Below are 26,663 nucleotides of genomic sequence, written 5' to 3' on the forward strand. Positions count from 1 at the left end.
TGCCGCCAGGCTGCGCTGGCCCTCAGCCTCGCTGGAGATCTGCGGTGTATGCAAGGGCCAGCGCAGCCTTCGGCAGCGGCTACAGTTGATAGGCGTGGAAGCTGGGTTCTGTGGCAAAATGGGGCATGCCTCGAATCATCTGCCCCCGCTGCAACCGCCCCGAATCCCGTTGCCTGTGCGCGCTGATCCCCCGCCTGCCCAGCCGCACCCGGGTGCTTATCCTGCAGCACCCCAGCGAGGTCAACCACGCCCTCAACACCGCGCGCCTGGCGGCGCTGGGGCTGGTGAACGCCGAGTTGGTGGTGGGCGAAACGGTTGACGCGGCGCTGCTGGACCCGCCCGGCTACCGCGCCTGCCTGTTGTTCCCCGGCGAGGGCGCGCAGCCGCTGGCCGCCAGTTCCGCGGGGCAGCAGCCGATGCTGCTGGTGGTGCCCGACGGCACCTGGCGCAAGGCGCGCAAGCTGCTGCACCTCAACCCCGCGCTGGCGGCGTTGCCACGGGTGACCCTCGACGGCGCGCCGCCTTCGCGCTACCGCTTGCGCAAGGCGCCTGCGGCTGGCGCGCTGTCCACCATCGAGGCCATCACCCAGGCCCTGGAAGTGCTGGAAGCCCCCGCGTCATTCCAGGCGCTGCTGGCGCCTTTCGACGCGTTGATTGACGGCCAGATCGCGGCCATGGGCGAGGACGTCTACCGGCGCAATCACGTCCAGGAGTGAATCGGCCAACCGGCCTTTTCCGCGTGTTCGCGCAGCACCGGGTCGGGGTTGACCACGTGAGGGTGGTCGACCTTCAGCAGCAGTGGCAGGTCGTTGCGCGAGTCGGAGTAGAAGGTGGCACCCTCAAGGTTTTCTTCTTCCTGGTCCAGCCATTCCAGCAGGCGGGTGATCTTGCCTTCGCGGTAAGTCAGCGTGCCAACGGTGGCGCCGCTGTACACGCCGTGCTGCACGTCCAGGTCGATGGCAAGAATTTCGTCCACGCCCAGGCGCTCGGCGATGGGGCCTACCAGGTGGGTACCCGAGGCGGAGATGATCAGGATGCGGTCGCCGGCCTTGCGGTGGGCGGCGATGGTCTTGGTGGCGTCGCTGAAGATGATGGGCTCGATGAAGTCCTCTACCCAGGGGCCTACCAGGTGGTCGACCTCTTCGGGGGTGCGGCCGATCATGGGTTCCAGGCTGAAGGCCATGTAGTCTTCCATGGCCAGCTTGCCTTGGCTGTAGGCGTCCATGAGTTCATTGTTCTTGCGCATGAACGATTCCGGGTCGACCCAGCCAAGGCGGGCCATCTGTTCGCTCCACAGGGTTGCGCAGTCGCCGTGGATGAGGGTTTCGTCCAGGTCGAAGATTGCCAGTGCCATACAAGTAGTCCTTCAGATTGATTCACACAATAATTTCAGCCACGCCAATTTCAGCCGCACCGCTATCCGGCTTTTGATCTTGATCCCGTGCGGCTCTTGATCTTGATTGTGTGCCCCATAAAGCGCCAGGGCCGACTGGAGGCGTTGGCCAAGCGGTCCACGGCGTAGCCGGGGAAGACGGAACCGGAGGCGCTTCTATTCCGGGCCGTCGGCCGCTTGGGCGACGCCGGAGGGAGGGGATCCGCAGCGAAGCGGAGGGACCAAGCAGGGGCAAGCCTTTTTTGGTTACTTTTTGAGGCGTCTGTCAAAAAGTGACTCGGCGTAAGGCCGAAAAGGTGATTGTGCATCACCCTCGGTAATGGATATGTTCACGATATGTGGATCCCGCTTTTGAGGGTTTCGGACATATCCATTTTCGCGGTGCGATCACCGACCGTTTCGCCCTTACGGCGACTCACTTTTTTTCAAACGCCAAAAAAAGTAAGCAAAAAACGCTTGCCCCTGCTTGGGCCCTCCGCTGCGCTACGGGTCCCCTCCTTCCGGCGCCGCTCAACGGGCAGACGGCACCCGCTATAGAAGCCTGCGGGTTACCGTCTCTTCGGCCTGCGGCCTCGGCCCTTCGGGCAGCCCGTTGATCGACGCCTCCAGTCGGCCCTGGCGCTTTACGGGGCATACAATCAAAAGCCAGATCAAGATCAAAAGCCAGATCACAAGCAGATCAACAGCAGATCAACAGCGGATCAACATCAAAAGCTCTTTTGTCAGGCTACCTCACAAAGTGCCTGTGCATCGATAGCCAGCGACACCCGTTGCCCGTTGGGCAGCAAATCGCTCGCCGAGCGGTTGAGCACGTCCACCACCAATTCCACGCCACGCGCATGCACCCGGTAGCGAATCACGTTGCCCAGCAGGCTGTGGCTACGGATCTCGCCTTCCAGCTCGCCGGTCAGGCTCAGGCTGATGGCCTCCGGGCGGATGGCCAGGCGGGTGTGCACCGGACGTTGCAGCAGTTTGCCGGCCTGGTCGCTGTCGAGCAGGTTGTAGTTGCCGATGAAGCCGGCGGCGAAGGCGTCGGTGGGGGCGGTGTAGAGGCTCTGGGCGTCGCCGCTCTGCACGATCAGGCCCTTGTTCATCAGGAAGATGCGGTCGCTCATGGTCAGGGCTTCTTCCTGGTCATGGGTGACGAAGATGGTGGTCAGCCCCAGTTCCTGCTGGATGGCGCGGATCTGTTCGCGCAGGTGCTTGCGGATGCGCGCGTCCAGCGCCGACAGCGGTTCGTCCAGCAACAGCAGGCGCGGGCGGGTGACCAGCGAGCGGGCCAGGGCCACGCGCTGGCATTGGCCGCCGGACAGCTGGTGCGGGTAGCGGTTGGCCAGGTCGTGCAGCTCCACCAGGCGCAGGGCCTCGTCCACGAGCTGGGTGACCTGGTCCTTGGCGACTTTCTGCATGCGCAGGCCGAAGGCCACGTTCTGCTGCACGGTCATGTTGGGGAACAGCGCGTAGCTCTGGAACACCATGCCGATGTCGCGCTTCTGCGGGCTTAGCGGTACCAGGTCGTGGCCGTCCAGCAGGATGCGCCCGCTGTTCACCGGGGTCAGCCCGGCGATGCAGCGCAGCAGGGTCGACTTGCCGCAGCCCGAGGGGCCCAGCAGGGTGACGAATTCGCCGCGGGCGATGGTGAAGTTGATGTCGCTGAACACCGGGGTGTCGCCGTAGTGCTTCTGCAGTTGTTCGACGCTGACGAAACTCATATCAGTCTTTGTCCTTGTTCAGGCGGTTGGCGGCCCAGGTCAGCACCAGCACGAACACGAAATAGGAAATCACCAGCGCGCTGTTGAAGTGCCCGCTGCTGTTGCGCATGTTGTTCAGGTACACCTGCAGGGTCTCGTAACGGGTGCCCACCAGCAGGTTGGCGAACACGAACTCGCCGAACAGGAACGAGAACGACAGCAGCAACGCCACCAGCAGGCCCTTGCGCAGGTTGGGCAGCACCACCAGCAGCGCCGCCTTGAAGGTGCTGGCGCCCAGCAGGTGGGCGGCGTCCATCAGGTCGCGCAGGTTGATGGCCTGCAGGTTGTTGGTGATGGCCCGGTACATGAACGGCAGCGCCACGGTGAAGTAACAGCCGATGAGGATCCACGGCGTGCCGACCATGGCCATGGGCCCGGAGCCGTACAGCTGCAGCAGGCCCACCGACGACACCACCGGCGGCACCGCGAAGGGCAGCAAAATGAGGATGTTCATCAGCGCGTCCAGGCGCGGGAAGTGGTAGTGCACCACGAACAGCAGCGGCAGGATCAGCACCACCGACAAGGCCAGCGAGCCCACGCAGACGATCAGCGACTGGCCGAAGGCGTGCAGGAAACGCGTGTCGCTCCACAGCTGCACGTACCACTGGAACGTCAGGCCACTAGGCAGGATGGTCGCCGACCAGCTGGTGGCCAGGGAGTAGAGCAGGGTGCCCGCCAGGGGCAGCAGCAGGATCAGGAACAGCAGCCACACCACCACGCGGTGGTACAGCGCCGCCGGGCTGGCTTCAGCGCGCGACATGGTAGCTCCTCTTGAGTAGCCACTGGTGGACCACGGTGACCAGGGTCATCATGCCCACCAATATCATCGCCAGGGCGGCGGCCAGGTTGGGGTTCAGGCTGATGTCGCCGGCCACCATGGCGGCGATGCGGATGGGCAGCACGTTGAAGTTGCCGGTGGTCAGCGCGTACACCGTGGCGTAGGCGCCCAGGGCGTTGGCCAGCAGGATCACGAAAGTGCCCAGCAGCGCCGGGGTCAGCACCGGCAGGCCGATGTGCCGCCAGTACTGCCAGGCGCTGGCGCCCAGCAGCGCGGACGACTCGCGCCAGTCCTCGCGCAGGGCGTCGAAGGCCGGGTACAGCAGCAACACCCCCAGGGGTATCTGGAAGTAGGTGTAGAGGATGATCAGCCCGGTCTTGGAGTACAGGTTGAAGTCCTCGATGATGCCGGCCTGCTTGAGGATCATGGTCAGGCTGCCGTTGAAGCCCAGCAGGATGATGAAGGCGAACGCCAGGGGCACCCCGGCGAAGTTGCTGGTCATGTTGGCGAAGGCGCTGACGAAGTCGCGCAGCTTGGAGTCGACCCGGCGCAGGGAGTAGCTGCCCAGCACGGCGATGATGATGCCGAACAGGCTCGACCAGAAGCTGATCTCCAGGCTGAACTGCATGGCCTGGCGGTAGAAGCGCGAGCTGAAGGCGCTGATGAAGTTGTCCAGGTTCCAGCCGCTGTCGGTCTGCAGGCTGTGGATGGCCACCCACAGCAGCGGGGCGATCTGGAAGATGAAGAACACGGCGGCGAAGGGTAGCAGCAGCAGGATGGCCCAGCCGCGCCCTCTGGTTGGTTGGCTCACTTGAGCAACTCCCGGCACAGCGGCTTGTCGTGGGGCACGCCCAGCAGCTCGCACAGCGTGCCGCACAGCTCGGTCTGGCGCGGGCGTGCCGCGGGGTCGAGGCTGAAGGCGTCGCCCAGCACGAACAGCGGCACTTGCCGTTCTTCGGGCAGCAGCCCGTTGTGGGAGCGGTCGTTGTTCATGCCGTGGTCGGCGGTAATCAGTACCTGGTAGCTGGCGTCGAGCCAGCCTTGCAGGTAATCGGCCAGGATCACGTCGGCGCCGCGGGCGCTGTTGCGGTACTGGGCGCTGTCGAGGCCGTGCTTGTGCCCGGCGTCGTCGATGTTCATGGGGTGGATCAGCAGGAAGTCAGGCTGGTGCTTGAGGCGCAGGTCCTCGCCGTCGGCGAACAGGTGCGAGTCGGGGTAGTTGTCCGCCCAGTAGAAGTGCCCGAACTGGATGGGCAGTTGCGGCGCCTGGGTGTGGCGGTCGCGGGCGGCATTGAACGGCGAGCGGTTGTACAGTTCGCTGACCCAGTGGTAGGCGGCCGCGGCGGTGACCTTGCCGGCCGCGCTGGCGTAGTGGAACACGCTGCGCTGGTTGGACAGGCGGCTGACGTTGTTGTGCACCACGCCGCTGTCGATGGGCGCCACGCCGGTGAGAATGCATTCGTACAACGGCCGCGACAGCGCCGGCAGCTCGCACTCAAGCTGGTACAGCGCGGCCTTGCCGGCACCGACGTAGGCCTGCAGGTGGCCCATGGCGTGCTCGGCGACCTGATGGCTGAGGCCGTCGAGCAGGACCAGGAGGGTTTTGTGGGACATGGTTTCGCCTCTGAATACTCTGTTGCCAGGGCTTGCACAGATGTGGGAGCTGGCTTGCCAGCGAGCTTTTCAGCGCCCCAAAAAGCTCGCTGGCAAGCCAGCTCCCACAGGTATCAGTTCATCTCGATGATGACCTGCTCGTTCCACTTCTGCGGCAGCTCCTTGGAGCTCTTCTCCCAGGCGTCGGCGTTCTTGATCGGCTTGGCGTTCTTGTACTGCTCGTTGGGCAGCAGCTTGGAGGCGACGTCATCCGGCAGCTTCAGGTGCTCGGCACGAATCGGCCGGGCATGGCCGCGCGCCAGGTTGAACTGGCCTTCGTCGCTGAAGATGTATTCACGCGCAAGCTTCGCCGCGTTCGGGTGCTTGGCGTATTTGTTGATGATGGTGGTGTAGCCGGAAATCACCGTGCCGTCGGAGGGGATCAGCACCGTGAAGCGGGTGGGGTCGATCTTGTCGCGGTAGCTCAGGCCGTTGAAGTCCCAGACCACGCCCACTTCCACTTCACCCTTTTCCAGGGTCTGGATGGTGGGGTTGGCCAGCGACAGGCGCTTCTGCTGGGCCAGCTTGGTGAACAGCTCCAGGCCCGGCTGCAGGTTGCTTTCGTCACCACCACGGGCAATGGCTGCGGCCAGCACGCCGTTGGCCGCCTGGGCCGCGGTGCTCACGTCACCGATGGCCACCTTGTACTTGCCTTTCTCCAGGTCGGCCCAGCTCTTGGGCGCGTCTTCATCCTTGACCAGCTGCTTGTTGATGATGAAGGCGATGGTGCCGGTGTAGGCCAGGGCCCAGTGGCCGTCCTTGTCTTTCGCCCAATCCGGCACCTGGTCCCAGGTGGTCGGCTTGTAGGGCTGGGTCACGCCCTGCTTCTCGGCGATGGGGCCGAAGGCGGCGCCCACGTCGCCGATGTCGGCGCTGGCGTTGTCTTTCTCGGCGGCGAACTTGGCCACTTCCTGGGCCGAGCTCATGTCAGTGTCCATGTGGGTCAGGCCGTACTTGGCCAGCAGCCCCGCCCAGGTGCCTTTCCAGTTGGCCCAGTCATCGGGCATGCCGACGCTGTTGACCGCGCCTTCGGCCTTGGCGGCCGCTTCCAGGGTGTTCAAATCGACGTCGGCAGCCATGGCGTTGATGCTCATGGTGATGCCCATGCCTACCAGTGATGCCAGGAAAAGCTTTTTCATCCGAAGCTCCTTGGGCGCGTTCAGCGAACGCTGGTTTTTATCTGGACGATGTCGCGAGGTGGTCTAGATCAGCAAGACCTGAGCCAATCTAGGTGGGGGTGATGACAATTTGATGTATGGCGGGCTGGCGCGGGCCTTGCAGCGGCCTTGGCGCTGCCCGTGGGGAATAAGCGTAGTTCAGATTTAACTGCCTGATCTGCAACGGCTTGCGCTGCTTGATGTAGGGCTTTTCCGCGATGCTTGTCATCCCGCGGTCATTTATTTTGCCTAGGCTGCAGCCATGGCCCACCGCCGCCAGCGCTGCCCCTTTTTGTCGCTGGTCTAGTCCAGACAGGTTGAAACGATGCGTAACAGTGCACCCCGAGCCGTCACCGCCATCTGCCAGGCGCTGCAAGAGCAAATCCAGCATGGCCTGCTGGCCGCCGGTTGCAAGCTGCCGGCCGAGCGCAAGCTCAGCGAAGTGTTCGACACCACGCGCATCACCCTGCGCGAGGCGCTGGTGCAACTGGAGGCCCGGGGGCTGATCTACCGCGAGGAGCGCCGCGGCTGGTTCATCTCGCCGCCACGCCTGACCTACGACCTGATGAAGCGCAGCCACTTCCACGCCATGGTCCGCGAGCAGGGCCGCGAGCCGTCCACCCAGCTGCTGTCAGGCCGGCTGGTGCCCGCGTCGGCGGCGATCTGCGCCAACCTGCACTTGCCGCCGCTGTCCAGCGTGATTCAGCTGTGCCGCACCCGCTGCATCGACCAGCGCCTGGTGCTGTACGTGGAGCACTACCTGAACCCGCAGTATTTCCCCGGCATTCTCGAGTTGGACCTGAACCAGCCGCTGACCGAGATCTACGCGCGTCACTACGGCATCGAGTATGGCCGGGTGCGTTTTGAAATGGCGCCAACGGCGCTGCGGGCCGAGGCCGCCAGTGCGTTGCGGGTGTCACTGGGCAGCCCCGGGTTGCGCATCACCCGGGTCAACCATGACCAGCAGGGGCGGCTGATCGACTGTGACCTGGAGTATTGGCGGCACGACGCCATCCGGCTCAGTGCCGATGTCTCGCCGCCTTGATTTCCACTTCCGTCAGCCAGAACAGCGACGCCTGGCCGATGCGCAGCGACGCCTCGGGCGGTGACAGTTCCCAGATCTCGCCGTCGTAGATCTGGAAGGTCTGGCCGCTGCGCGAGTAGCGTTCGCCCTGGTAGTTGAAGCTGTAGCCGGCCTTGCGCACGCGCTCCAGGTAATGCTGGCGCGCGGCGCGCTGCTCGGGCGGCGAGCTGAGCTCCGAGACCATGCCGATGAAGCTGTCCAGCGGGTAGTCGAAGCAGCGCAGCGCCTGGCGGTTGGCGTAGATGAAGCGCGGGTTGTCACTGCCGTCGTGGGCCAGCAGGCCGTAGGGCGCCTGGTCGTGCACCCACGACAGGTCCACCGGCGCGCCGGGGATGGCCATGGGCAGGTGCTTGCCGGTGTGCCTGAAATACGCCTCGTCGATTTGCATCAGCTGGCTGGCAAGGTCGGGGCCAAGCATCGCGGGTTCCCTCTACTGCACTTGGAAGAAGTCGAAGCCACAACGCTAACCCGTGTGGCGCCCTAGGTCTATTGTCGGATCGGACAAACTCAGGTCGAAGGTGCAGCGGCCTCCGCTGTCACCGTGCCACCGGCACTGGTCACCACCTGCACGCTCAGGCGCGGGGTGGCCAGGTCCAGGCCGGACTCGTCCAGCTGGCGCTTGAGCGCCAGGTTGAACGCCCGCGACACTTCCCATTGCTTGATGGGCGCGGTCTTGAAGCGGGCACGCAGGATGGCTGTACCAGACTCGAAACTTTCCACGCCCTGGATCTCCAGCGGCGACCAGATGTTGCGCCGTTGCAGCGGGTCGGTGCGCATTTTCTGGCCCACGTCGCGCATCAGCTTGATGGCGGTGTCGATGTCCATGGTATGCGGCACGTTGACCCGGAAAATCGCGTAGCCGAACTCCCGCGAGTAGTTCTTGATGCTCTTGATCTCGCTGAACGGAATGGTGTGGACGATACCGTCGATGTCGCGCAGGCGCACGGTGCGGATGGTCAGGCCTTCCACCGTGCCCAGGTGGCCGCCGACGTCCACGTAGTCGTCGATGGCCAGGGAGTCCTCGATGATGATGAACAGGCCGGTGATCAGGTCGGCGACCAGCGACTGGGCGCCGAAACCGATAGCCAGGCCAATGACGCCGGCACCGGCCAGCAGCGGCGTGACGTTCATGCCCATGTTGGCCAGGGCGACGATGGCGGCGATGATGAAGATGGCGATGAACAGCACGTTGCGGATCAGCGGCATCATGGTTTGCGCGCGGGCGTTGGCCAGGCCCTTGCGCGAGTGCGTAAGGGCGTGGTGCACGGCGGTGTCGGCCAGGATCCACACCAGCCAGGCCAGGATCAGCGTGCCGGCCAGGCTGAACAGCTTGACGCTGATGTCATGGCCGTCGCCCTCGGTGAAGCGGATCAGCGACATGCCCCACACCCGCAGGCCCAGCTCGATGAAGCACAGCCAGATCAGCAGGTGCACCAGGGTGTAGCCGAAGTTGCGCAGGCGTTCGGAGTACACCGCGTGGCGCTTCATGCGCTTGTGCGGCCGCACGGCGTGGCGGCGTACCAGGCCGTTGCAGACCATGCACAGCACCAGCAGCACCGTGCACACCAGCGACTGGCGCAGCACCGTGCTGGTGTCGCCGGCGTCGATGAAGGTGGCCAGCAGCGAGATGCCCACCAGCACCAGCGCCGGCAGGTACCAGAAGGTGCCGAGGATCTCGATGGTGTCGCTCAGCGCGCGGCGGGTGAGGCGCCGGGCCAGCGGCTGGTTGCGGATGAGGTGGGCCACCGGGCGGCGGAAGCGCAGGATGAACATGCCGGTGCACAGCGCCGCCAGCATGTTGGCCAGGGTGGCGGCGGTGTGGGCCAGGTGCGAGCCCAGGCTGGCCACCAGGCGCGGGTCGTTCAGCGCCTCGCCGAAGGCGGCGAAGCTGCCGATCAGCCACAGCGGCCGGAACGCCTGGTGGCGCAGGATGTACAGGGCGCGGTGGCGGTGCGGGCCGTCGAGCAGCGAGAAGGCCACCACGCAGATGGCCGAGAAGCAGGTGCCCACCACCAGCGCGTAGGCCAGCACCATGGCCAGGTCCTTGCCCAGCGACGAGGGCAGGGCGTAGCCCACCCACACGGTGATGATCAGCGCCACCAGCCAGGGCCCCAGCTTGCGCAGGGCGAAGCGCAGCAGGTCGAGGGTGCGCGGGTGCTGGGGCAGTTCCTCGCTGAGGCCGAAGCGCATGCGGATGTGGTGGCTGATCCAGTTCAGGGCGTAGGCCAGCAGGCTCCACACCAGGATGATCAGCACGAAGCCGAAGATGATCGGCGGCCACTGGGCCACCGGCAGCATCAGGTCGGACAGCTCTTGCCCGGCCTGGTCGAACTCGTTGGACCAGCGGTTGAACGGGCTGTCTTCGCCGGCGAACTGTTTCTCGAACTGCCCCAGGGTGCTGCCGATCAGCCCCAGCACGCCTTCTTCACCGGCCGGCTGGGCCTTCTTGGTGGTGTCGCGCAGGCGCTTGAGGTCGGTGAGCAGTTGCGTGCGCTGCTGGTCGTTTTCCAGGGAGTTGATCACCTGGTCCAGTGACTGCGCCAACGGCTCGGTGGGTTGTGGCTGGGCTCTCTGGCCGCTGCCGAGCAGGCTCGGCAGGCCGGCCGCCTCAGCCTGTGGCAGCACGGCCAGCAGGCAGGTCAGCAGGAGGAAAAACAGGGCAGGCAGACGCAAGGAGACAGACACTCGACAATGAACCCAGGGTAATTCTGATCGAGGGAGTGTACGAGGCGCCAAGGCCCAAGGCGAGCGGTTATGCGCCGATTCGCACGAGGATTTTATACAGGACTATTCCGAGCAGGCAGAGCATGCCGAGCCAGAGCATCAGCACGCCGATATTGCGTTCGCGCAGGCTGAAGCCGAAGGTCAGCAAGCCGAGGCTGGCACTGACCTGGATGAGCAGGGAGGTGAATTCGTCCATGACCGTTGTCCTTGTGCGAGGGAGCCTGTACTAAGTTTAGGCCCGCCAGCGCAGCCGGGTTTGATCCGGATCATGAAATTTACCCCGTAGCAGCTGCCGCAGGCGGCGTCCGGCCCTGACGCGGTTCGGCGCCATTGGACGCGGCCTGCGGCCGCTGCTACAGGGGGGCGGGGTTACGGCAGCTCGCGGCTGCGGTAGAACGCTTCCAGCACCTTCACCAGGTGTGCCAGGTCCTGGCTGCCGCACAGCTCGCGGATGGAGTGCATGGCGAACGTCGGCAGGCCGATGTCCACGGTGCGCACGCCCAGGTGGCTGGCGGTGATCGGGCCGATGGTGGAGCCGCAACCCATGTCGCTGCGCACCACGAAGCTCTGCACCGGCACTTCCTCGGCCATGCACAGGTGGCGGAAGAAACCGGCGGTCTCGCTGTTGGTGGCGTAGCGCTGGTTGCTGTTGACCTTGATCACCGGGCCGGCGTTGAGTTTCGGGCCGTGGTTGGCGTCGTGCTTCTCGGCGTAGTTGGGGTGCACGCCGTGGGCGTTGTCGGCCGACACCAGCAAGGAGCGCTGGATGGTGCGCACGAAGTCGTCGCCGTCGGGCAGCAGGCGACGCAGGGTCTGCTCCAGCATCGGGCCGTCGGCACCGCAGGCCGAGCACGAGCCGATTTCCTCGTGGTCGTTGGCCACGAACACGCAGGTTTCCTCGCTGTCGGCGTTGAGCAGCGCCTGCAGCGCGGCGTAGCACGACAGCAGGTTGTCCAGGCGCGCGCCGGCGATGAACTCGCCATGCAGGCCCACCACCGCAGCGTTCTGGGTGTCGTAGAAGCTCAGCTCATAGTCCAGCACCACGTCGGCGTTCAGGCCGTGTTCGCGGGCCAACTGGTCGGTGAGCAGGGCGCGGAAGTCCGGGCGCTCGTCGCCGGCCACCTGGGCCAGGATCGGCGGCAGCTCGGTCTGGGCGTTGATGGCCCAGCCTTGGTTGGCTTCACGGTTGAGGTGAATGGCCAGGTTGGGGATCACGGCGATCGGCAGCTTGAAGTCGATCAGCTGGCTTTCCACCTTGCCGTCGCGGCGGAAGGTGACACGGCCGGCCAGCGACAGGTCGCGGTCGAACCACGGCGCCAGCAGCGCGCCACCGTAGACTTCCACGCCCAGCTGCCAGAAACCCTGGCGCTGCAGCTCGGGCTGCGGCTTAACGCGCAGGCACGGGCTGTCGGTGTGGGCGCCCACCAGGCGGATGCCGCCCAGCAGCGGCGAATGACGGCCCAGCTTGAAGGCGATGATGGAGGAGTCGTTGCGGGTCAGGTAATAGCGCCCGCCGGCCACGGTGGCCCAGGTGTCGCGCTCGTCGAGGCGTTGGTAGCCGGCCGCTTCCAGGCGCATGGCCAGGCTGGCGGTGGCGTGGAAGGGCGTGGGAGAGGCCTTGAGGAAGTCGATCAGGCCCTGGTTCAAAGCTTCGCGCATAATTGGCTCCAGACAGCAATGGCGCGAGTTTAACGTATTGAACGCAGCTGTGGGCGCGTTTGTAGCCGCTGCCGTCCGGCTGCGCTGGCCCGCTTGCACACTGGAGATCTTCAGTGTGGTCGAGGGCCAGCGCAGCCTGCGGCAGCGGCTACGGTGGAAGGTTTCAAGGCGGGGCGCCGTCAGAACGGCGCAGGGCACTCGAAGCGCACGCGCTCACCGGTGGTGGGGTGGGTGAAGCTCAGCATGCTGGCGTGCAGGCACAGCCGCGGGTACGCCGCCAGGGCCTCGGGGTGCGCATACAGGCCGTCGCCCAGCAGCGGGTGGCCGATGGACAGCATGTGCACGCGCAGCTGGTGCGAGCGGCCGGTGATTGGCGTCAGCTCCACGCGGCACCAGTCGCCGCAGCGCTCCAGCACCTTCCAGAAGGTCAGGGCGTGCTTGCCCTGCTCGTGGTCCACCACGTGGCGCGGCTTGGTGGGCGGGTCGTAGCGCAGCGGCAGGTCGATGCTGCCACTGTCCAGTTCCGGCTGGCCCCAGGCCAGGGCGGTGTAGGCCTTTTCGGTTTCGCGGTCATGAAACTGCCGCGACAGCTCGCGGTGGGTGTCGGCGTCGCGGGCCAGCAGAATGATGCCCGAGGTTTCCCAGTCCAGGCGGTGCACGATGCGCGCCTCGGGGTAGCCGTTTTCCTGCAGGCGGGTGATCAGGCAGTCCTTGTTGTCCTCGGCACGGCCAGGCACCGACAGCAGCAGGGTCGGCTTGTTGATCACCAGGATGGCGTCATCCTGATGCAGGATGTGGATGTTCGACAGCGGCATTGAAATTGTCTCGGTAGAAACGCCAACGGCGATTGTCGGTATTCCCACCAGGGGACACCGGCAATCGCCGCGGGTGCTGCCAGGCCGTGTTAGCGGTCAGGCAGGGTGATGTTGAGTTCCAGGATCGAGCAGCTGCCCTGGTTTTCCAGCGCCACCTGTACGTCCTCGTTGCCGATGTTGACGTACTTGCGGATCACTTCCACCAGCTCCTTCTGCAGGGCAGGCAGGTAGTCCGGGGTGCTGCGCTGGCCACGTTCGTGCGCCACGATGATCTGTAGACGCTCTTTCGCTACCGACGCGGTATTGACCTTTTTGGAACGAAAGAAGTCAAAAATGCTCATCAGTTACCCCCAAAGAGCCGCTCAAAGAATCCTTTCTTCTGCTGTTCGAGGAAGCGGTGTTCCACGTTCTTGCCCAGCAGTCGGTCGACGGCGTCGCTATAGGCCTGGCCGGCGTCGCTCTGGTCGTCGAGGATGACCGGCACGCCCTGGTTGGAGGCCTTGAGCACCGCCTGGGACTCGGGAATCACGCCCAGCAGGGTCACCGACAGGATCTCCTTGACGTCTTCCACGCCCAGCATCTCGCCCTTGCTCACGCGCTCGGGGTTGTAGCGGGTCAACAGCAGGTGTTCCTTGATCGGGTCTTCGTTGCGCTCGGCGCGGCGCGACTTGCTGGCCAGCAGGCCCAGCATGCGGTCCGAGTCACGTACCGAGGACACTTCGGGGTTGGTGACGACGATGGCTTCGTCGGCGAAGTACATGGCCAGGTGGGCGCCAGTCTCGATGCCCGCCGGGGAGTCGCAGACCACGAACTCGAAGGTTTCCTTGAGCTCCATCAGCACTTTTTCCACGCCTTCCTTGGTCAGCGCGTCCTTGTCACGAGTCTGGCTGGCCGCCAGCACGTACAGGTTCTCAAGGCGCTTGTCCTTGATCAGGGCCTGCTGCAGGTTGGCTTCGCCGTTCACCACGTTGACGAAGTCGTACACCACGCGGCGTTCACAGCCCATGATCAGGTCGAGGTTGCGCAGGCCCACGTCGAAGTCGACGATGACAGTCTTGTGGCCGCGCAGGGCCAGGCCGGTACCGATGGCGGCGCTGGTGGTGGTCTTGCCCACACCACCTTTGCCGGATGTAACCACGAGAATCTTGGACAAGGTGTATCACCCCTAATGAAAAAGGATTGCTAGTCCCTGAATGAAAGCATGACTTGTAAACAACTGCAGTCGGCAGGCCGTGATAATGGCCGTTTGCCGCCAAGTTTAAAAGTTGTACGGAAAATGGCGGCAGTATCCGTTAAAGGCGGGTGATGTTCAACACATCACCAGACAAGCTGACTTGTACGCCTGCCCCCCACAAGGGGTCGCGGCGCAGGTCTTCCGAGACCTTGTACTGGCCGGCGATGGACAACAGCTCGGCGCCCAGGTGCTGGCAGAAGATGCGCGCCTTTGTGTCGCCCTTGATACCCGCCAGGGCACGGCCGCGCATTTGGCCGTACACATGGATGTTGCCATCGGCCAGAAGTTCCGCACCGGAGCTGACGGTGGCCATGACCACCAGGTCGCCCCCCGGAGCATAGACCTGTTGGCCGCTGCGCACCGGCAAGGTAATGATTTTCGTCGGATTTACCACCGGCGCCGGCGGTTTTTCCGGCGGCTTGGGCTTGGGCGGCTCCAATTCTATCGGCCGTTCACGCGCGCCCGACGGCGGCAGCACCGGCAGGTCGATGGCGATGGCGGCGGCAATGTCCTCGATGCGGCTGGCGCGAATGGCCAGGGTGCGCAGGCCATGCTGGCGGCACACGCGCATCAGGCCGGGCAGGTCGACCGCCCCTTCACTGGCCGGCAGCTTGTCCAGCGCCAGTACCAGCGGGGTGTTGCTGAAGAAATTCGGGGCCTGGGCAACCTTGGCCGCCAGCTGGCGGTCCAGGCCTTCAAGGTTGTTGCGGGCCAGTTCCAGCACGGTGATGGCGAGCATGCTGCCCTTCAGCTGGAACACGTTTTCCTGGTCTAGCGGTTCGGTCTGGCTCATGGTCGGCAAAAAGGCGCCTTGTAACGAAAAGTGCCGAGACTTATAACGAGAACGCCCGCCAGCCGCAAGCCGGGCGAACCCATGTAGAATGCGCGGCCATGTTGTCTGTCCGGAATCTGTAATGGATCGCCCGCGTTTTAACCGAACCTTTCTTCACCCCCGTTTCTGGCCGCTGCTGCTGGGCCTGGGCCTGTTGTGGCTGGTGGTGCAGCTGCCGTACCGCGCCTTGCTGGTGATCGGCCGCCTGCTGGGCCTTGGCATGTACCGCATCGCCGGCGAACGCCGCCGTATTGCGGCGCGCAATCTGGAGCTGTGTTTCCCCGAACTACCGCTCGTCGAAAGAACCCGTTTGCTCAAGGAAAATTTCGCTTCCACCGGCATCGCCTTCTTCGAAATGGCCATGAGCTGGTGGTGGCCAAAGGCCCGCTTGGCGCGGCTTGCGCACATCGAAGGGCTTGAACATTTGCAGGCTGCCCAGCAGGCCGGCGAGGGTGCCATCCTCATGGCACTGCACTTCACCACCCTGGAAATCGGTGCCGCGTTGCTGGGCCAGCGCCACACCATCGACGGCATGTACCGCGAGCACGGCAACCCGCTGTTCGACTTCGTCCAGCGCCAGGGCCGCGAGCGTCATAACCTCGATTCCCTGGCCGTGGAGCGCGAGGACGTGCGCGGCATGCTCAAGCTGCTGCGCAAGGGCCGCGCCATCTGGTATGCCCCCGACCAGGACTACGGCGCCAAGCAGGGCATTTTCGTGCCGCTGTTCGGCATTCCGGCGGCCACGGTCACGGCCACGACCAAATTCGCGCGGCTGGGCAAGGCCCGGGTGATTCCCTTCACCCAGCAGCGTCTGGCCGATGGCAGCGGCTACCGGCTGGTGATTCACCCGCCGCTGGCGGATTTCCCCGGCGAGAGCGAAGAGGCCGACTGCCTGCGCATCAACCAGTGGGTGGAAGCTTCCATTCGCGAGTGCCCGGAGCAGTACCTGTGGGCGCACCGGCGCTTCAAGTCGCGGCCGCCGGGCTCGCCTAGACTCTACGAAAAGCGCCGCCGGTAGCCCGTCGCAGCGACTGTCTTTGTGGGAGCTGGCTTGCCAGCGAGCTGTTGGGGCCCTGAAAGCTCGCTGGCAAGCCAGCTCCCACAGGATGTTTGCCGCTACAGGAGCACGCAATGCCTGCAATCACAGGGCTGATCCTTTCCGGTGGTGGCGCCCGCGCCGCCTACCAGGTGGGCGTGCTGGCGGCTATCGCGCAGCTGCTACCCGCCGACGCCTCCAACCCTTTCCCGGTGATCGTCGGCACCTCGGCCGGCGCCATCAACGCCGTGACGCTGGCCAGCGGCGCCCGTCAATTCGTGCCCACGGTGCAGCGCCTGGAAGCGTTCTGGCGCGGTTTCGCCAGCCACCAGGTGGTGCGCAGCGACTGGCCCGGCGTGGTGCGCCAGGCCAGCCGCTTCATCCGTCACAGCCTGCTGGGCATTGGCGGCAGCGTGCCGGTGGCGCTGGTGGACAACGCCCCGCTGGGCGCGCTGCTGCGCGAGCGCCTGGACCTCACCGGCATCGAGGGCGCCCTGGCCGCTGGCGTCCTGCATGGGGTGGCGGTGACGGCGTTCGGCTACAGCTCCGGGCAGGCGGTGACCTTCTACCAGGGCAGCCGCGGCATCCAGCCCTGGCTACGCCACCGCCGTATCGGCGTGCCGACCCGCCTGACCGTCGAGCACCTGTTGGCCAGCGCCTCCATCCCACTGCTGTTCCCGCCGGTGCGCATTGGCGATGACTTCTACGGTGACGGCGCCATGCGCCAGTCCGCGCCCATCAGCCCGGCGCTGCACCTGGGCGCCGAGCGGGTGCTGGTGGTGGGCGTCAGCGGCAACGCCCGCGGCCCGGACGGCGGCCAACTGGCCGGCAGCGACCAGCAGCCGAGCCTGGCGCAGATCGGCGGGCACCTGCTCAATAGCGCCTTCATCGACAGCCTGGAAGACGACCTGGAACTGCTGCAGCGCCTCAACCAACTGGGGCGGTTGTTGCCGGCCGACGTGCACAGCGCGCCGCTGGGCTTGAACCCGGTGGAGGTGATGGTGGTGTCGCCCAGCCAGCCGCTGGACGAGATCGCCGCGCGGCACCGGCATGAACTGCCAGCGGCGTTGCGTCTGTTCCTGCGCGGGCCGGGGGCGACGAAAACCAGTGGGGCGGGGTTGCTGAGTTACCTGCTGTTCGAGGCGGGGTATTGCAGCGAACTGATCGAGTTGGGGCGGCGCGATGCGCTGGCCAAGCAGGCTGAAATCCTGGCCTTCCTCCAACCGCTATAACCGTCTGTGGGAGCTGGCTTGCCAGCGAGTTTTTCGGGCCTCAACAGCTCGCTGGCAAGCCAGCTCCCACGGGTGGGGTCAGGCCGTCAGGCGGTCGTCGCGGAAGTCGCGCAGGGCCTGTTCGATCTCTTCGCGACTGTTCATCACGAACGGGCCGTATTGCACCACCGGCTCGTTCAGCGGCTCGCCGGCGAGTACCAGTACCCGTGCGCCCTCGGCGCTGTCGATGCGCAGCTCGCCACTGTCACTCAAGCGCACCAGGCGGCTGGCCGCCACGCTGCCGGCATGGCCGGGCAGCTGCACCGCGCCTTCGTACACGTACAGCATCACCCGGTGCCCCTCGGGCAGGCGCGGGCTGATGCTGGCGCCGGCTGGCAGGCGCAGGTCAAACAGGTGCGGCTCGGTGTGTGGCCGCTCCACGGCGCCCAGTTGCTGCACCTGGCCGTCGTCGAACGTGCCGGCGATGGCCACCACGTCGATGCCGTCCGGGGTGGTCAGGCGCGGAATGTCCTCGGGCTGGATGTCGCGGTAGCCGGGGGTGCCGAGCTTGTCCTTGCCGGGCAGGTTGAGCCACAGCTGGAAGCCGCGCATCACGCCTTCTTCCTGCTCGGGCATCTCGCTGTGGATGATGCCGCGGGCAGCGGTCATCCATTGCACGCCACCGCCTTGCAGCAGGCCGACGTTGCCCAGGTGGTCTTCGTGGCGCATGCGTCCTTCGAGCATGTAGGTGATGGTCTCGAAGCCACGGTGCGGGTGCGGCGGGAAGCCGGCGATGTATTCGTCGGGGTTGTCGGAGCCGAACTCGTCGAGCATCAGGAACGGGTCGAAGCGTTCGATGCCGGGGCCGCCGATGACGCGGGTCAGGCTGACGCCAGCGCCGTCGGAAGTGGCCTGGCCGGCCTGGATGCCGATGATCTTGCGAAATTGAGTCATTGCACAACTCCTGTAGGAGGGTGGGAATGGCTCTATTGTTGCGCGGGAAATATCGAACGAATAGCGACTATTTTGGCTATCAACTATCGATGGAATTGATGCTTTGTGAAGGCGACGCCGCCTGGCGGCCGCTGCTACGGGTTTTGTAGCAGCGGCCGCCAGGCCGCGTCCGAAGCACCGCGCTATTACTCGGCGATCTGCAGCTTGCGCGATTCGGTGTAGATGTAGCGCACCTTCTCGTACTCGAACGGGGTGTCCAGCGAGCCATAGCGGAAGCTGGTGGTGTAGCGCTTGTCCACCGCGCGCAACGCCCAGATTTCCGGGTGGCGGCTGCTTTCCTGGGACACGTTGAGGAAGTTGATCTGCGACTCGGCGCCGTAGTCGAACAGCAGGCCGGTGGTGTCACGCAGGTTCGACGGCCCGAACACCGGCAGCACCAGGTACGGCCCGGCCGGCACGCCGTAGAAGCCCAGGGTCTGGCCGAAGTCCTCGGTCTGGTGCGGCAGGCCCATCTTCGTCGCCGGGTCCCACAGGCCGGCCACGCCGATGGTGGTGTTGAGCAGCAGGCGGCCGGTGATCTGCAGCGAGCGCTTGCCCTTGAGCTGCAGCAGGCTGTTGACCAGGTTCGGCACGTCGCCCAGGTTGCTGAAGAAGTTGCTCACGCCGCTGCGCAGGAAGCCGGGGGTGATGTAGCGGTAGCCGTTGACTACCGGCAGGAACACCCACTCGTCGAAGCGGTAGTTGAAGTGGTAGACGCGGCGGTTCCAGTTCTCCACCGGGTCGTAGACGTTCAGCGCGGTCAGGCTCGAACGCTCGAACTCGCGCTGGTCCAGGCCGGGGTTGAACTTGAGCTGCTTGAGCGGCTCGGTGAAACCGTCCGGGTCGGCGTGGGTCGGTTGCTCGTCGGCGTGGGCCATGCCGGCACACAGCAGTGCGGCGGCCAGGAAGAAGGTCTTAGCCACGGAAGAACTCCAGCATGGCGTCGGCGTTGACGCGGTAATTGAGGTTGCCGCAATGGCCACCGTGGGGGTAAACGGTCAGGCGGTCGCCGAACGTCTTGCGCAGGAAACCCAGGTCGCCCGGGCCCAGGATGATGTCGTCGGCGTTGTGCATCACGGCGATTTTCGGGCTGTCGTGCAGGTAGTCCTTGAGGGCGTACAGGCTCACCTCGTCCACCAGCTGCAGCAGGCTGCCGCCGTCGGTGCGGGCGCGCCACATGGGGATGACCTGGTCGGTCAGGTAGCAGTCGAAGTCGCACTGCAGCGCGCGCTTGAGGAACGGCGTCAGGCTGGTGCCCTCGGTGATCGGGAACTTGGGCGGGGTAATCAGCCCGCGGCGGTTGATCAGGTCCGAGGTGAAGGCGATGTCGGCCGCCGAGAAGCGGAACGAGGTGCCGATCAGCATGGCCATCTGTTCGTTGGACAGGTGCTGCTTGGACTGCTGGATGTCATACAGCAGGGCATCGTTGAGGTCGATGTAGCCTTTCTGCTGGAAGTAGCGGGTGAGCTTCTGCAGCACCACTTCATAGAACGTGGTGGTGTTGTTGATGCCCTTCACCTGGGCCTGCACCAGCTTGTCGAGGTTGCTGATGGAGGTGTACAGGTTCACCGGCGGGTTGAGCAGCAGCACCTTCTTGAAGTTGAAGCTGCGGCGGGTCTCGTCCAGCTTGCTGACGAAGGCGGCGTCCAGCGCGCCCAGGCTGTAGCCGGTCAGGTAGAAGTCGGTGACCGGCAGCTTGGGGTTCTGCGCGCGCACGGCTTGCATCACCCGGTACAGGTCTTCGGCGTCTTCCTTGGTGACCCCGGGCGTGGCGAAGCGCGAGGCGGCGCTCATGAAGTCGTAGCTGGTGGGCGACGACAGCTGCACCACGTGGTAGCCGGCCTGGTAATACAGCTTCTTCAGGTACTCGGTGAGGCTGCTGGTGTACGGCGCGCCGGTGCCGGCGATGATGAAGATCAGCGGCGCGGCGTGGTCCTGGTAGGCCAGGCGGTAGCGCAGTTTCTTCACCGCCCAGAAGTTGTCGGGCAGGGTGAAGTCGCGGTCCGGGCGCAGGTTCAGCGTGTGGTCGGCCTGCTTGATGTCGTCATCGGCGGGCAACTTGGGGCGCAGGTCCGGCGGTGTCGAGGCAATCGTGGCTTCGAAGGGGTTGGTCAACGGGTAGCCATAGGTGGCGACGTCGACATCCTTGGCTAGCGCGGACGCACTCAAAATGAGGCCGCCCAGCAAGGCAGCGAAGTGCAGTATTCGAAGCATGACGGTGTCCCTAAAAGGCGAAAGCTAAGTGAAGTACGCAGGCTCTGACCACCACGTTGGTGGCAAGTTGCCCAGTATGACTACTTTTGACACGCTAAATATTGTACGGGCGTGATACACCAACAGACACAATAGCTACATTGGCTGTTTTCGCCTTGCATAACAGGGCGGGGTGGTTATTCTTGGCGCCGTTTTTCCTTTCCGGAGTGTGTCATGTCCCGCCGTACGTCGCTGATCGTGCTTTTCGTCCTGGTTGCCCTGAGCCTGGCTGCCAGCTATGGCGTGCGTTACGGGTTGATGGAGGATGCCCGCTGGGTGGGGCTGTGCAGCGACGAGGCCAGCCGCTGGGAATGCCAGCTGCGCTCGGGGCTGGGCTACCTGATTCACTTCCGCATGATTTCCATGGCGGCGCTGGCGGCCGCCGTGGTTGGCTTCCTGGTGCCGCGCTGCCTGGGTTGGTGGCTTGCGGTGCTGGCGCTGGTCATCGGCATTCCCGGGCTGGTGCTGTACAGCGCCAGCCTGGCGGTGTTCGCCGTGGTGATCGCCGGCCTGCGCCTGGTAAGACGCTGATTTGGCGTCGCCTGCATCGCGGCCAAGGCCGGCTCCTACGCGGATCGGTGTAGGAGCCGCCCTTGGGCGCGATGAGGCCCGCGCGGTTACCGCGAGGTGCGCAGGCTGCGCGCCAGCGCCCACACCATCAGGCCGCTGACAATCGCCCACCACCAGGCCTGCTGGTTCTGCAGGCCTTCAATGGCCAGCTGCACCGGAATGCCCACGGCCACGATTGCCGTCAGCAGCAGCGCCTCGGGCCTGCGCACCCGCACCGGGCGCAGCAGGTACACCAGCGCCGGCAGCACCAGCGCCGCACTCGGGAAGCTGCGGTAGCGGGCGTCGAACACCAGCGCCAGCATCATCACCGCCGCCGCGAAGCCTGCGGCCCCCAGCCACCAACCGCCACGGCGGTCCAGCCAGGCGAACAGGCGCTCGCGCCAGCCACTGCGCTGCGCCTGGGCCAGCACGCCATGGGCCAGCACGATCAGGTTCAGGCCCACCAGCAGCACCGCCCACACCCACTCTTCGGCGAAGCGCGCGTTGATGCGCACCAGCTCGCCCCAGGCGCCCAGGCTGCCGGCACCCACGGCCGCCAGCAGCGGCAGCAGCAGGGCGCTGCGGCGGTTGTTCACCCGCCCGGCGAAGGCCAGGGTGGCCAACCACAGCAGCACGCCGGCGCCCAGCCACTGCGGCCAGAACGGCACGTTGGTGACCGGGCCCTGCAGCACGCCCTTGTCCTGGCGGTCGGCGTCGAACAGGCCCCAGTAGCCGCCCACGGCGCCTTCGCTGGCGCGTTTCCACGGCTGGTCGAAGGCCTCGATCAGGTTGTAGTGCCAGCCGCGTTGCTCGGCCATGGCCACTACGCCGCGGATGAAGCGCGCCTCGTTGACGCGGCTGGGCAGGGCGGTCTCGCGCTGGCGGCCTTCGCTGGGCCAGCCGGTCTCGCCAATCAGGATGTCCTTGGGCGCGAAGCGCTTGGCGAACTCGTCGTGCACCTGGGCCACATGGGCCAGGGCCTTGTCGATGCCGCTGGGGTTGTCTTCCCAGTAGGGCAGCAGGTGGATGGTGAGGAAGTCCACCTCCGGCGCCACTTCCGGGTACTGCAGCCAGAAGTCCCAGACGTCAGCGTAGGTGACCGGCTGCTTGACCTGGCTCTTCACCTGGCGAATCAGCGTGGCCAACTGCTTGCCGGTGACTTCCTTGCGCAGCAGGGTTTCGTTGCCGACGATCACCGCCGTCACCACGTCGGGGTTGGCGTTGGCAGCGGTGATCAGCGCCTTGATTTCCTTCTGGGTGTCCACCGGGTTGCCGTTCACCCAGGCACCGATCATCACCTTCAGGCCGTGCTTGCGGGCAAGGGCGGGGATGCCCTCAAGGCCAGTCATGGAGTAGGTGCGGATGCACTCGAAACGGGTGGCCAGCAGCGCAAGGTCGGCGTCCATGCGCTCGGGGCGCAGTTTGAACGGCTGGTCGAACGGCGACTGGTCCTTGTCGAACGGCGTATACGAGGCGCACTGCAGTTTATGCGTGGCGCTGGCCGCGTCGGGCAGCACCACCGGTTTGCCCAGGCCGTACCAGAAACCGGCGAGGGCAAGCAGACCGAGCACACAGGCAAACAGGTACGGCAACAGGGTGGAGCGGGATGTGGCGGGCATTGGCTATTTTCGTCAGGCAACAAAGCCGCGCATGTTACCTGTATTTGCCCGGCGCTTATGCATTCACCATGCAAAGTTCGGGCAGACGACCGTTGGTCGGTGGCGCTAATGGCAAGGTGATGTCGTTTCTCGCTGCCTCAAGGTCGCAGCCAGAGCAGGATGCTCGGCCCGCGAGGTTGATGATCACTGGGCACTACAAGGCGATTTGCCAGCGCCGTGCACGCCAACGATGCTCGACCGCCGTCGAGCGCAGCCTTTTGGGGAAGTCTGGATGAAGATGAAGAAAATCCTGGGAGCGGCCACCGCTCTGGTACTTGCTGCAAGTTCCACCCTGGCCAGCGCCGAGACCAAGCCAACGTTGAGCATCGGCTATGTCGATGGCTGGTCCGACAGCGTCGCCACCACCTTCGTGGCCTCGGAAGTGATCAAGCAGAAGCTGGGCTACGACGTGAAACTGATGCCCGTGGCCACCGGCATCATGTGGCAGGGCGTGGCCACCGGCAAGCTCGACGCCATGCTGTCGGCCTGGCTGCCGGTTACCCACGGCGAGTACTGGGCCAAGAACAAGGACAAGGTGGTCGACTACGGCCCCAACTTCAAGGACGCCAAGATCGGCCTGATCGTGCCCGAGTACGTGGCCGCCAAGTCCATCGCCGACCTGAAGACCGACAAGACCTTCAAGGACAAGATCGTCGGCATCGACGCCGGTTCCGGCGTGATGCTCAAGACCGACCAGGCCATCAAGGACTACGACCTGACCGGCTACAAGCTGCAGGCCAGCTCCGGCGCCGCCATGACCGCCGAACTGGGCCGCGCCTACGACAAGCATGAATCCATCGCCGTGACCGGCTGGGTGCCGCACTGGATGTTCGCCAAGTGGAAACTGCGCTTCCTCGACGACCCGAAAGGCGTGTACGGCGCGGCTGAAACCGTGAACAGCATCGGCAGCAAGGAACTGGACACCAAGGCGCCGGAAGTGGCTACCTTCCTGAAGAAATTCCACTGGAACTCCAAGGACGAGATTGGCGAGGTGATGCTGGCCGTGCAGGAAGGCGCCAAGCCTGAAGCTGCGGCCAAGGACTGGGTCGCCAAGCACCCTGACCGCGTGGCAGAGTGGACTGCTAAATAACCCGCAACCGCTCTATACCGCAACTTCCAGAACCGTCGGGGTTAATAGCCCCGGCGGTTTTTTCGTTTCAGTGCAATGGCAGGCAGGTTTTATTATTGTCATAAGTAAGCTAAGCAACTATGTCGACTGGCAAAGCGGTAATGTCGATCTAATACTAAGGTCGTCTGGAGCCGCTTTCACAGCAGCCTAAAGTGGAACAGTGTCACCCCATCTGTGCTGCGAGGATAAAAACAATGAACGACAGCATTTACCTATCGATACAAAACAGCCCGCGCTTCAAGGAGCTGGTGCAAAAAAGGGAACGATTCGCCTGGATACTCTCGGCGATCATGCTTGGGCTTTATGCGGCGTTCATTCTACTGATCGCCTACGGCCCCCATATATTGGGCGCCAAACTGACCCCCGAATCGTCTATCACCTGGGGTATTCCCATTGGTGTCGGGCTGATTCTCAGCGCATTCATATTGACCGGCATCTACGTACGTCGTGCCAACGGCGAGTTCGATGACCTGAACAAGGAAATTCTCAAGGAGGCGCAACAATGATCAAGCGATTATTGGCCAGCCTCGGCCTCCTTGGGTTCGCCCCGGCGCTGTTCGCCGCCGATGCCATTACCGGCGCCGTGCAGAAACAGCCACTCAACGTCTCGGCCATTGTCATGTTCGTGGTGTTCGTGGGCGCCACCTTGTGCATCACCTACTGGGCCTCCAAGCGCAACAAGTCCGCAGCCGACTATTACGCGGCGGGGGGGCGCATCACCGGTTTCCAGAACGGCCTGGCCATTGCCGGTGACTACATGTCGGCGGCGTCTTTCCTGGGTATTTCGGCCCTGGTGTTCACCTCTGGGTACGACGGCCTGATCTACTCCATCGGCTTCCTGGTGGGCTGGCCGATCATCCTGTTCCTGATCGCCGAACGCCTGCGCAACCTGGGCAAATACACCTTTGCCGACGTGGCTTCCTACCGCCTGAAGCAGACCGAGATCCGTACCCTGTCGGCCTGTGGTTCGCTGGTGGTGGTGGCGTTTTACCTGATTGCGCAGATGGTCGGCGCCGGCAAGCTGATCCAGCTGCTGTTCGGCCTGGACTACCACGTGGCCGTGGTGCTGGTGGGCATCCTGATGTGCCTGTACGTGCTGTTCGGCGGCATGCTGGCCACCACCTGGGTGCAGATCATCAAGGCCGTGCTGTTGCTGTCGGGTGCCACCTTCATGGCGCTGATGGTGATGAAACACGTCAACTTCGACTTCAACACGCTGTTCTCCGAAGCCATCAAGGTTCACCCCAAGGGCGAGGCCATCATGAGCCCCGGCGGCCTGGTGAAAGACCCGATCTCGGCGTTCTCCCTGGGCCTGGCGCTGATGTTCGGCACTGCTGGCCTGCCGCATATTCTGATGCGTTTCTTCACCGTGTCCGACGCCAAGGAAGCGCGTAAAAGCGTGCTGTACGCCACCGGCTTCATCGGCTACTTCTACATCCTCACCTTCATCATCGGCTTCGGCGCCATCCTGCTGGTCAGCACCAACCCGGCGTTCAAGGACGCGGCTGGCGCGCTGCTCGGCGGCAACAACATGGCGGCGGTGCACCTGGCCGATGCCGTGGGTGGCAGCATCTTCCTGGGCTTCATCTCGGCCGTGGCCTTCGCCACCATCCTGGCAGTGGTCGCCGGGTTGACCCTGGCCGGTGCCTCGGCGGTGTCCCATGACCTGTTCGCCAGCGTGATCAAGAAGGGCAAGGCCAACGAGAAAGAAGAGATTCGCGTCTCGAAAATCACCACCATCGCCCTGGGGATCCTGGCCATCGGCCTGGGCATCCTGTTCGAGAACCAGAACATCGCGTTCATGGTGGGCCTGGCGTTCTCCATCGCCGCCAGCTGCAACTTCCCGGTGCTGTTCCTTTCCATGTACTGGAAACGCCTGACCACCCGTGGTGCCATGATCGGCGGCTGGCTGGGGCTGATCAGCGCCGTGGGCCTGATGATCCTGGGCCCGACCATCTGGGTGCAGATCCTCGGCCACGCGAAACCCATCTACCCCTACGAATACCCGGCGCTGTTCTCGATGATCATTGCCTTCGTGGGTATCTGGTTCTTCTCCATCACCGACAAGTCCAAGGCGGCCGATGATGAACGGGCGCTGTTCATGCCGCAGTTCGTGCGTTCGCAGACCGGCCTGGGCGCCAGCGGGGCAGTGGCCCACTAAGTTATAAAGCGCGTAATGAAAAGGCAGCCCTCGGGCTGCCTTTTTTGTAGGGCTTTTTACCGGTTATATCCTGCCCAGCAATACCAGTATCAGCAGTACCACCAGCACTACGCCGATAATGCCCGATGGCCCGTAACCCCAGCTGCGGGAGTGCGGGAATACAGGAAGACCACCGATCAACAGCAGGATGAGAATGATGATAAGTATGGTGCCCATGGCGTTATCCTTTATTCGACTTTTGGGGTGCAGGCTTTTAGCGTCAGGAAAAAGCGTGACGGCTTATTAAGTCCGACTCTGGGGTTCGTAAAAAAGTCCGAAAATATTTGCGCGCCGTGTGCCGAACTTTCCCCACCCCCAAAAATACCCCCGTAGCAGCTGCCGAAGGCTGCGTCCCCAGCCCCGCCGTGCCCCCGACGCAGCCTTCGGCAGCTGCTACGGACCGGTGCGTCCTACAAGCGCGGAAACAGTTTCGGAAACGTCTGACTTGAGCCTCGGGGGGCAGGGGGGCTAGTCTCCGGGCCTCGCTGCAAACACAGCGAGCAGGCGTGCAAGCCTGGGTCAAACGAGTGCGGCTATTGTAAGATTCGAGCCGG

Annotated in this window: 27 protein-coding genes; 8 read left to right on the plus strand and 19 right to left on the minus strand. The window is 64.5% G+C overall.

Translation table 11 applies throughout. From position 1 onward, the window contains the following. Positions 1-125 precede the first annotated feature (125 nt). The gene (locus RAM80_RS24235; protein ID WP_416422941.1) at positions 126-716 is read left to right on the plus strand and encodes a tRNA-uridine aminocarboxypropyltransferase; all 591 of its coding nucleotides are present in this window, start codon (positions 126-128) and stop codon (positions 714-716) included. Here RAM80_RS24235 and RAM80_RS24240 read toward each other — a convergent pair. The 6 genes from RAM80_RS24240 to RAM80_RS24265 form a co-directional block, all read right to left on the minus strand. After that, complete coding sequence (locus RAM80_RS24240; protein ID WP_416422942.1) at positions 701-1,354, minus strand: HAD family hydrolase; 654 nt, start codon at positions 1,352-1,354, stop codon at positions 701-703. The two genes, RAM80_RS24235 and RAM80_RS24240, sit on opposite strands and share 16 nt — an antisense overlap. Positions 1,355-2,115: 761 nt before the next feature. Next, a complete protein-coding gene (locus RAM80_RS24245; protein WP_416422943.1) occupies positions 2,116-3,105 on the minus strand; it encodes an ABC transporter ATP-binding protein in 990 nt (329 codons plus the stop codon). Position 3,106: 1 nt separating this feature from the next. After that, on the minus strand, positions 3,107-3,904 hold the full coding sequence (locus RAM80_RS24250) for an ABC transporter permease (RefSeq protein WP_416422944.1): 798 nt from the start codon (positions 3,902-3,904) through the stop codon (positions 3,107-3,109). Next, complete coding sequence (locus RAM80_RS24255; protein ID WP_416422945.1) at positions 3,891-4,733, minus strand: ABC transporter permease; 843 nt, start codon at positions 4,731-4,733, stop codon at positions 3,891-3,893. Before RAM80_RS24255 ends, RAM80_RS24250 begins: the two co-directional genes overlap by 14 nt. After that, a complete protein-coding gene (locus RAM80_RS24260; RefSeq protein ID WP_416422946.1) occupies positions 4,730-5,536 on the minus strand; it encodes an alkaline phosphatase family protein in 807 nt (268 codons plus the stop codon). Before RAM80_RS24260 ends, RAM80_RS24255 begins: the two co-directional genes overlap by 4 nt. 113 nt (positions 5,537-5,649) lie before the next feature. Continuing rightward, on the minus strand, positions 5,650-6,714 hold the full coding sequence (locus RAM80_RS24265; RefSeq protein ID WP_416422947.1) for an ABC transporter substrate-binding protein: 1,065 nt from the start codon (positions 6,712-6,714) through the stop codon (positions 5,650-5,652). Positions 6,715-7,057: 343 nt separating this feature from the next. Between RAM80_RS24265 and RAM80_RS24270 the strand changes: the two genes are divergently transcribed. Continuing rightward, positions 7,058-7,777, plus strand: a complete 720-nt coding sequence (locus tag RAM80_RS24270) for a UTRA domain-containing protein (RefSeq protein ID WP_416422948.1) — start codon at positions 7,058-7,060, stop codon at positions 7,775-7,777. On the opposite strand, the gene RAM80_RS24275 is transcribed toward RAM80_RS24270, so the two are convergent. From RAM80_RS24275 to minC, 8 genes are all read right to left on the minus strand, one after another. Next, entirely contained in the window at positions 7,752-8,234 is a 483-nt protein-coding gene (locus RAM80_RS24275) for an MEKHLA domain-containing protein (protein WP_416422949.1), read from the minus strand. The two genes, RAM80_RS24270 and RAM80_RS24275, sit on opposite strands and share 26 nt — an antisense overlap. Positions 8,235-8,323: 89 nt before the next feature. Beyond that, complete coding sequence (locus RAM80_RS24280; protein WP_416422950.1) at positions 8,324-10,489, minus strand: mechanosensitive ion channel family protein; 2,166 nt, start codon at positions 10,487-10,489, stop codon at positions 8,324-8,326. A gap of 79 nt (positions 10,490-10,568) precedes the next feature. After that, positions 10,569-10,736 carry a hypothetical protein gene (locus RAM80_RS24285; protein ID WP_416422951.1) on the minus strand — a complete coding sequence of 56 codons (168 nt, stop codon included), beginning with the start codon at positions 10,734-10,736 and terminating at the stop codon, positions 10,569-10,571. A gap of 173 nt (positions 10,737-10,909) precedes the next feature. Further along, entirely contained in the window at positions 10,910-12,199 is a 1,290-nt protein-coding gene (locus RAM80_RS24290) for a M18 family aminopeptidase (protein WP_416422952.1), read from the minus strand. A gap of 179 nt (positions 12,200-12,378) precedes the next feature. After that, positions 12,379-13,014, minus strand: a complete 636-nt coding sequence (locus tag RAM80_RS24295; protein ID WP_027977289.1) for an RluA family pseudouridine synthase — start codon at positions 13,012-13,014, stop codon at positions 12,379-12,381. An 89-nt stretch (positions 13,015-13,103) separates the two neighbouring features. Beyond that, entirely contained in the window at positions 13,104-13,355 is a 252-nt protein-coding gene (gene minE / locus RAM80_RS24300) for a cell division topological specificity factor MinE (protein ID WP_008366588.1), read from the minus strand. Continuing rightward, positions 13,355-14,167 (minus strand): septum site-determining protein MinD, encoded by an 813-nt coding sequence (gene minD / locus RAM80_RS24305; protein WP_027977290.1) that lies wholly within the window; start codon positions 14,165-14,167, stop codon positions 13,355-13,357. Before minD ends, minE begins: the two co-directional genes overlap by 1 nt. 139 nt (positions 14,168-14,306) lie before the next feature. Continuing rightward, on the minus strand, positions 14,307-15,050 hold the full coding sequence (minC, locus tag RAM80_RS24310; RefSeq protein ID WP_416422953.1) for a septum site-determining protein MinC: 744 nt from the start codon (positions 15,048-15,050) through the stop codon (positions 14,307-14,309). A gap of 112 nt (positions 15,051-15,162) precedes the next feature. Between minC and RAM80_RS24315 the strand changes: the two genes are divergently transcribed. Further along, complete coding sequence (locus RAM80_RS24315; RefSeq protein ID WP_416422954.1) at positions 15,163-16,098, plus strand: lipid A biosynthesis lauroyl acyltransferase; 936 nt, start codon at positions 15,163-15,165, stop codon at positions 16,096-16,098. A gap of 113 nt (positions 16,099-16,211) precedes the next feature. Next, on the plus strand, positions 16,212-17,348 hold the full coding sequence (locus tag RAM80_RS24320; RefSeq protein WP_416422955.1) for a patatin-like phospholipase family protein: 1,137 nt from the start codon (positions 16,212-16,214) through the stop codon (positions 17,346-17,348). A 78-nt stretch (positions 17,349-17,426) separates the two neighbouring features. Here the strand turns inward: RAM80_RS24320 and RAM80_RS24325 are convergent, their stop codons facing one another. The 3 genes from RAM80_RS24325 to RAM80_RS24335 all read right to left on the minus strand — a co-directional run bounded on the left by RAM80_RS24325 (position 17,427) and on the right by RAM80_RS24335 (position 20,534). After that, positions 17,427-18,281: a pirin family protein gene (locus RAM80_RS24325; protein ID WP_416422956.1), complete on the minus strand. Its 855-nt coding sequence runs from the start codon at positions 18,279-18,281 to the stop codon at positions 17,427-17,429. A gap of 185 nt (positions 18,282-18,466) precedes the next feature. Beyond that, positions 18,467-19,243 (minus strand): VacJ family lipoprotein, encoded by a 777-nt coding sequence (locus RAM80_RS24330; RefSeq protein WP_416422957.1) that lies wholly within the window; start codon positions 19,241-19,243, stop codon positions 18,467-18,469. Beyond that, complete coding sequence (locus RAM80_RS24335) at positions 19,236-20,534, minus strand: serine/threonine protein kinase (RefSeq protein WP_416422958.1); 1,299 nt, start codon at positions 20,532-20,534, stop codon at positions 19,236-19,238. Before RAM80_RS24335 ends, RAM80_RS24330 begins: the two co-directional genes overlap by 8 nt. Before the next feature lie 213 nt (positions 20,535-20,747). Here RAM80_RS24335 and RAM80_RS24340 point away from each other — a divergent pair, with 213 nt between their 5' ends. Then, positions 20,748-21,104 carry a hypothetical protein gene (locus RAM80_RS24340; protein ID WP_416422959.1) on the plus strand — a complete coding sequence of 119 codons (357 nt, stop codon included), beginning with the start codon at positions 20,748-20,750 and terminating at the stop codon, positions 21,102-21,104. An 86-nt stretch (positions 21,105-21,190) separates the two neighbouring features. Here RAM80_RS24340 and RAM80_RS24345 read toward each other — a convergent pair whose 3' ends face one another. Next, entirely contained in the window at positions 21,191-22,741 is a 1,551-nt protein-coding gene (locus RAM80_RS24345) for a beta (1-6) glucans synthase (protein WP_416422960.1), read from the minus strand. Between the two features lie 271 nt (positions 22,742-23,012). On the opposite strand from RAM80_RS24345, the gene RAM80_RS24350 reads away from it, so the two are divergent. The 3 genes from RAM80_RS24350 (at position 23,013) to RAM80_RS24360 (ending at position 26,070) form a co-directional block, all read left to right on the plus strand. Further along, positions 23,013-23,870 (plus strand): glycine betaine ABC transporter substrate-binding protein, encoded by an 858-nt coding sequence (locus RAM80_RS24350; protein ID WP_416422961.1) that lies wholly within the window; start codon positions 23,013-23,015, stop codon positions 23,868-23,870. Between the two features lie 233 nt (positions 23,871-24,103). After that, positions 24,104-24,415, plus strand: a complete 312-nt coding sequence (locus RAM80_RS24355) for a DUF485 domain-containing protein (RefSeq protein WP_416422962.1) — start codon at positions 24,104-24,106, stop codon at positions 24,413-24,415. Next, entirely contained in the window at positions 24,412-26,070 is a 1,659-nt protein-coding gene (locus tag RAM80_RS24360; protein ID WP_416422963.1) for a cation acetate symporter, read from the plus strand. Before RAM80_RS24355 ends, RAM80_RS24360 begins: the two co-directional genes overlap by 4 nt. Positions 26,071-26,133: 63 nt before the next feature. Here the strand turns inward: RAM80_RS24360 and RAM80_RS24365 are convergent, their stop codons facing one another. Further along, entirely contained in the window at positions 26,134-26,286 is a 153-nt protein-coding gene (locus tag RAM80_RS24365; protein WP_009045034.1) for a DUF3309 family protein, read from the minus strand. Positions 26,287-26,663: the final 377 nt, after the last annotated feature.

It is taken from the genome of Pseudomonas sp. App30, assembly GCF_047947025.1.
In the GTDB taxonomy this organism is placed as follows: Bacteria; Pseudomonadota; Gammaproteobacteria; order Pseudomonadales; family Pseudomonadaceae; genus Aquipseudomonas.

Excerpts from the sequence above, each read along its gene's own strand:
- RAM80_RS24355 (WP_416422962.1), top strand. The coding sequence starts at position 24,104 with ATGAACGACAGCATTTACCTATCGATACAAAACAGCCCGCGCTTCAAG.
- RAM80_RS24335 (WP_416422958.1), bottom strand. The coding sequence starts at position 20,534 with ATGCTTCGAATACTGCACTTCGCTGCCTTGCTGGGCGGCCTCATTTTG.
- RAM80_RS24245 (WP_416422943.1), bottom strand. The coding sequence starts at position 3,105 with ATGAGTTTCGTCAGCGTCGAACAACTGCAGAAGCACTACGGCGACACC.
- RAM80_RS24235 (WP_416422941.1), top strand. The coding sequence starts at position 126 with ATGCCTCGAATCATCTGCCCCCGCTGCAACCGCCCCGAATCCCGTTGC.
- RAM80_RS24250 (WP_416422944.1), bottom strand. The coding sequence starts at position 3,904 with ATGTCGCGCGCTGAAGCCAGCCCGGCGGCGCTGTACCACCGCGTGGTG.
- RAM80_RS24265 (WP_416422947.1), bottom strand. The coding sequence starts at position 6,714 with ATGAAAAAGCTTTTCCTGGCATCACTGGTAGGCATGGGCATCACCATG.
- RAM80_RS24365 (WP_009045034.1), bottom strand. The coding sequence starts at position 26,286 with ATGGGCACCATACTTATCATCATTCTCATCCTGCTGTTGATCGGTGGT.
- RAM80_RS24315 (WP_416422954.1), top strand. The coding sequence starts at position 15,163 with ATGGATCGCCCGCGTTTTAACCGAACCTTTCTTCACCCCCGTTTCTGG.
- RAM80_RS24260 (WP_416422946.1), bottom strand. The coding sequence starts at position 5,536 with ATGTCCCACAAAACCCTCCTGGTCCTGCTCGACGGCCTCAGCCATCAG.
- minE (WP_008366588.1), bottom strand. The coding sequence starts at position 13,355 with ATGAGCATTTTTGACTTCTTTCGTTCCAAAAAGGTCAATACCGCGTCG.
- RAM80_RS24240 (WP_416422942.1), bottom strand. The coding sequence starts at position 1,354 with ATGGCACTGGCAATCTTCGACCTGGACGAAACCCTCATCCACGGCGAC.
- RAM80_RS24285 (WP_416422951.1), bottom strand. The coding sequence starts at position 10,736 with ATGGACGAATTCACCTCCCTGCTCATCCAGGTCAGTGCCAGCCTCGGC.
- RAM80_RS24340 (WP_416422959.1), top strand. The coding sequence starts at position 20,748 with ATGTCCCGCCGTACGTCGCTGATCGTGCTTTTCGTCCTGGTTGCCCTG.
- RAM80_RS24270 (WP_416422948.1), top strand. The coding sequence starts at position 7,058 with ATGCGTAACAGTGCACCCCGAGCCGTCACCGCCATCTGCCAGGCGCTG.
- RAM80_RS24290 (WP_416422952.1), bottom strand. The coding sequence starts at position 12,199 with ATGCGCGAAGCTTTGAACCAGGGCCTGATCGACTTCCTCAAGGCCTCT.
- RAM80_RS24275 (WP_416422949.1), bottom strand. The coding sequence starts at position 8,234 with ATGCTTGGCCCCGACCTTGCCAGCCAGCTGATGCAAATCGACGAGGCG.
- RAM80_RS24320 (WP_416422955.1), top strand. The coding sequence starts at position 16,212 with ATGCCTGCAATCACAGGGCTGATCCTTTCCGGTGGTGGCGCCCGCGCC.
- RAM80_RS24360 (WP_416422963.1), top strand. The coding sequence starts at position 24,412 with ATGATCAAGCGATTATTGGCCAGCCTCGGCCTCCTTGGGTTCGCCCCG.
- RAM80_RS24350 (WP_416422961.1), top strand. The coding sequence starts at position 23,013 with ATGAAGATGAAGAAAATCCTGGGAGCGGCCACCGCTCTGGTACTTGCT.
- RAM80_RS24295 (WP_027977289.1), bottom strand. The coding sequence starts at position 13,014 with ATGCCGCTGTCGAACATCCACATCCTGCATCAGGATGACGCCATCCTG.
- RAM80_RS24325 (WP_416422956.1), bottom strand. The coding sequence starts at position 18,281 with ATGACTCAATTTCGCAAGATCATCGGCATCCAGGCCGGCCAGGCCACT.
- RAM80_RS24345 (WP_416422960.1), bottom strand. The coding sequence starts at position 22,741 with ATGCCCGCCACATCCCGCTCCACCCTGTTGCCGTACCTGTTTGCCTGT.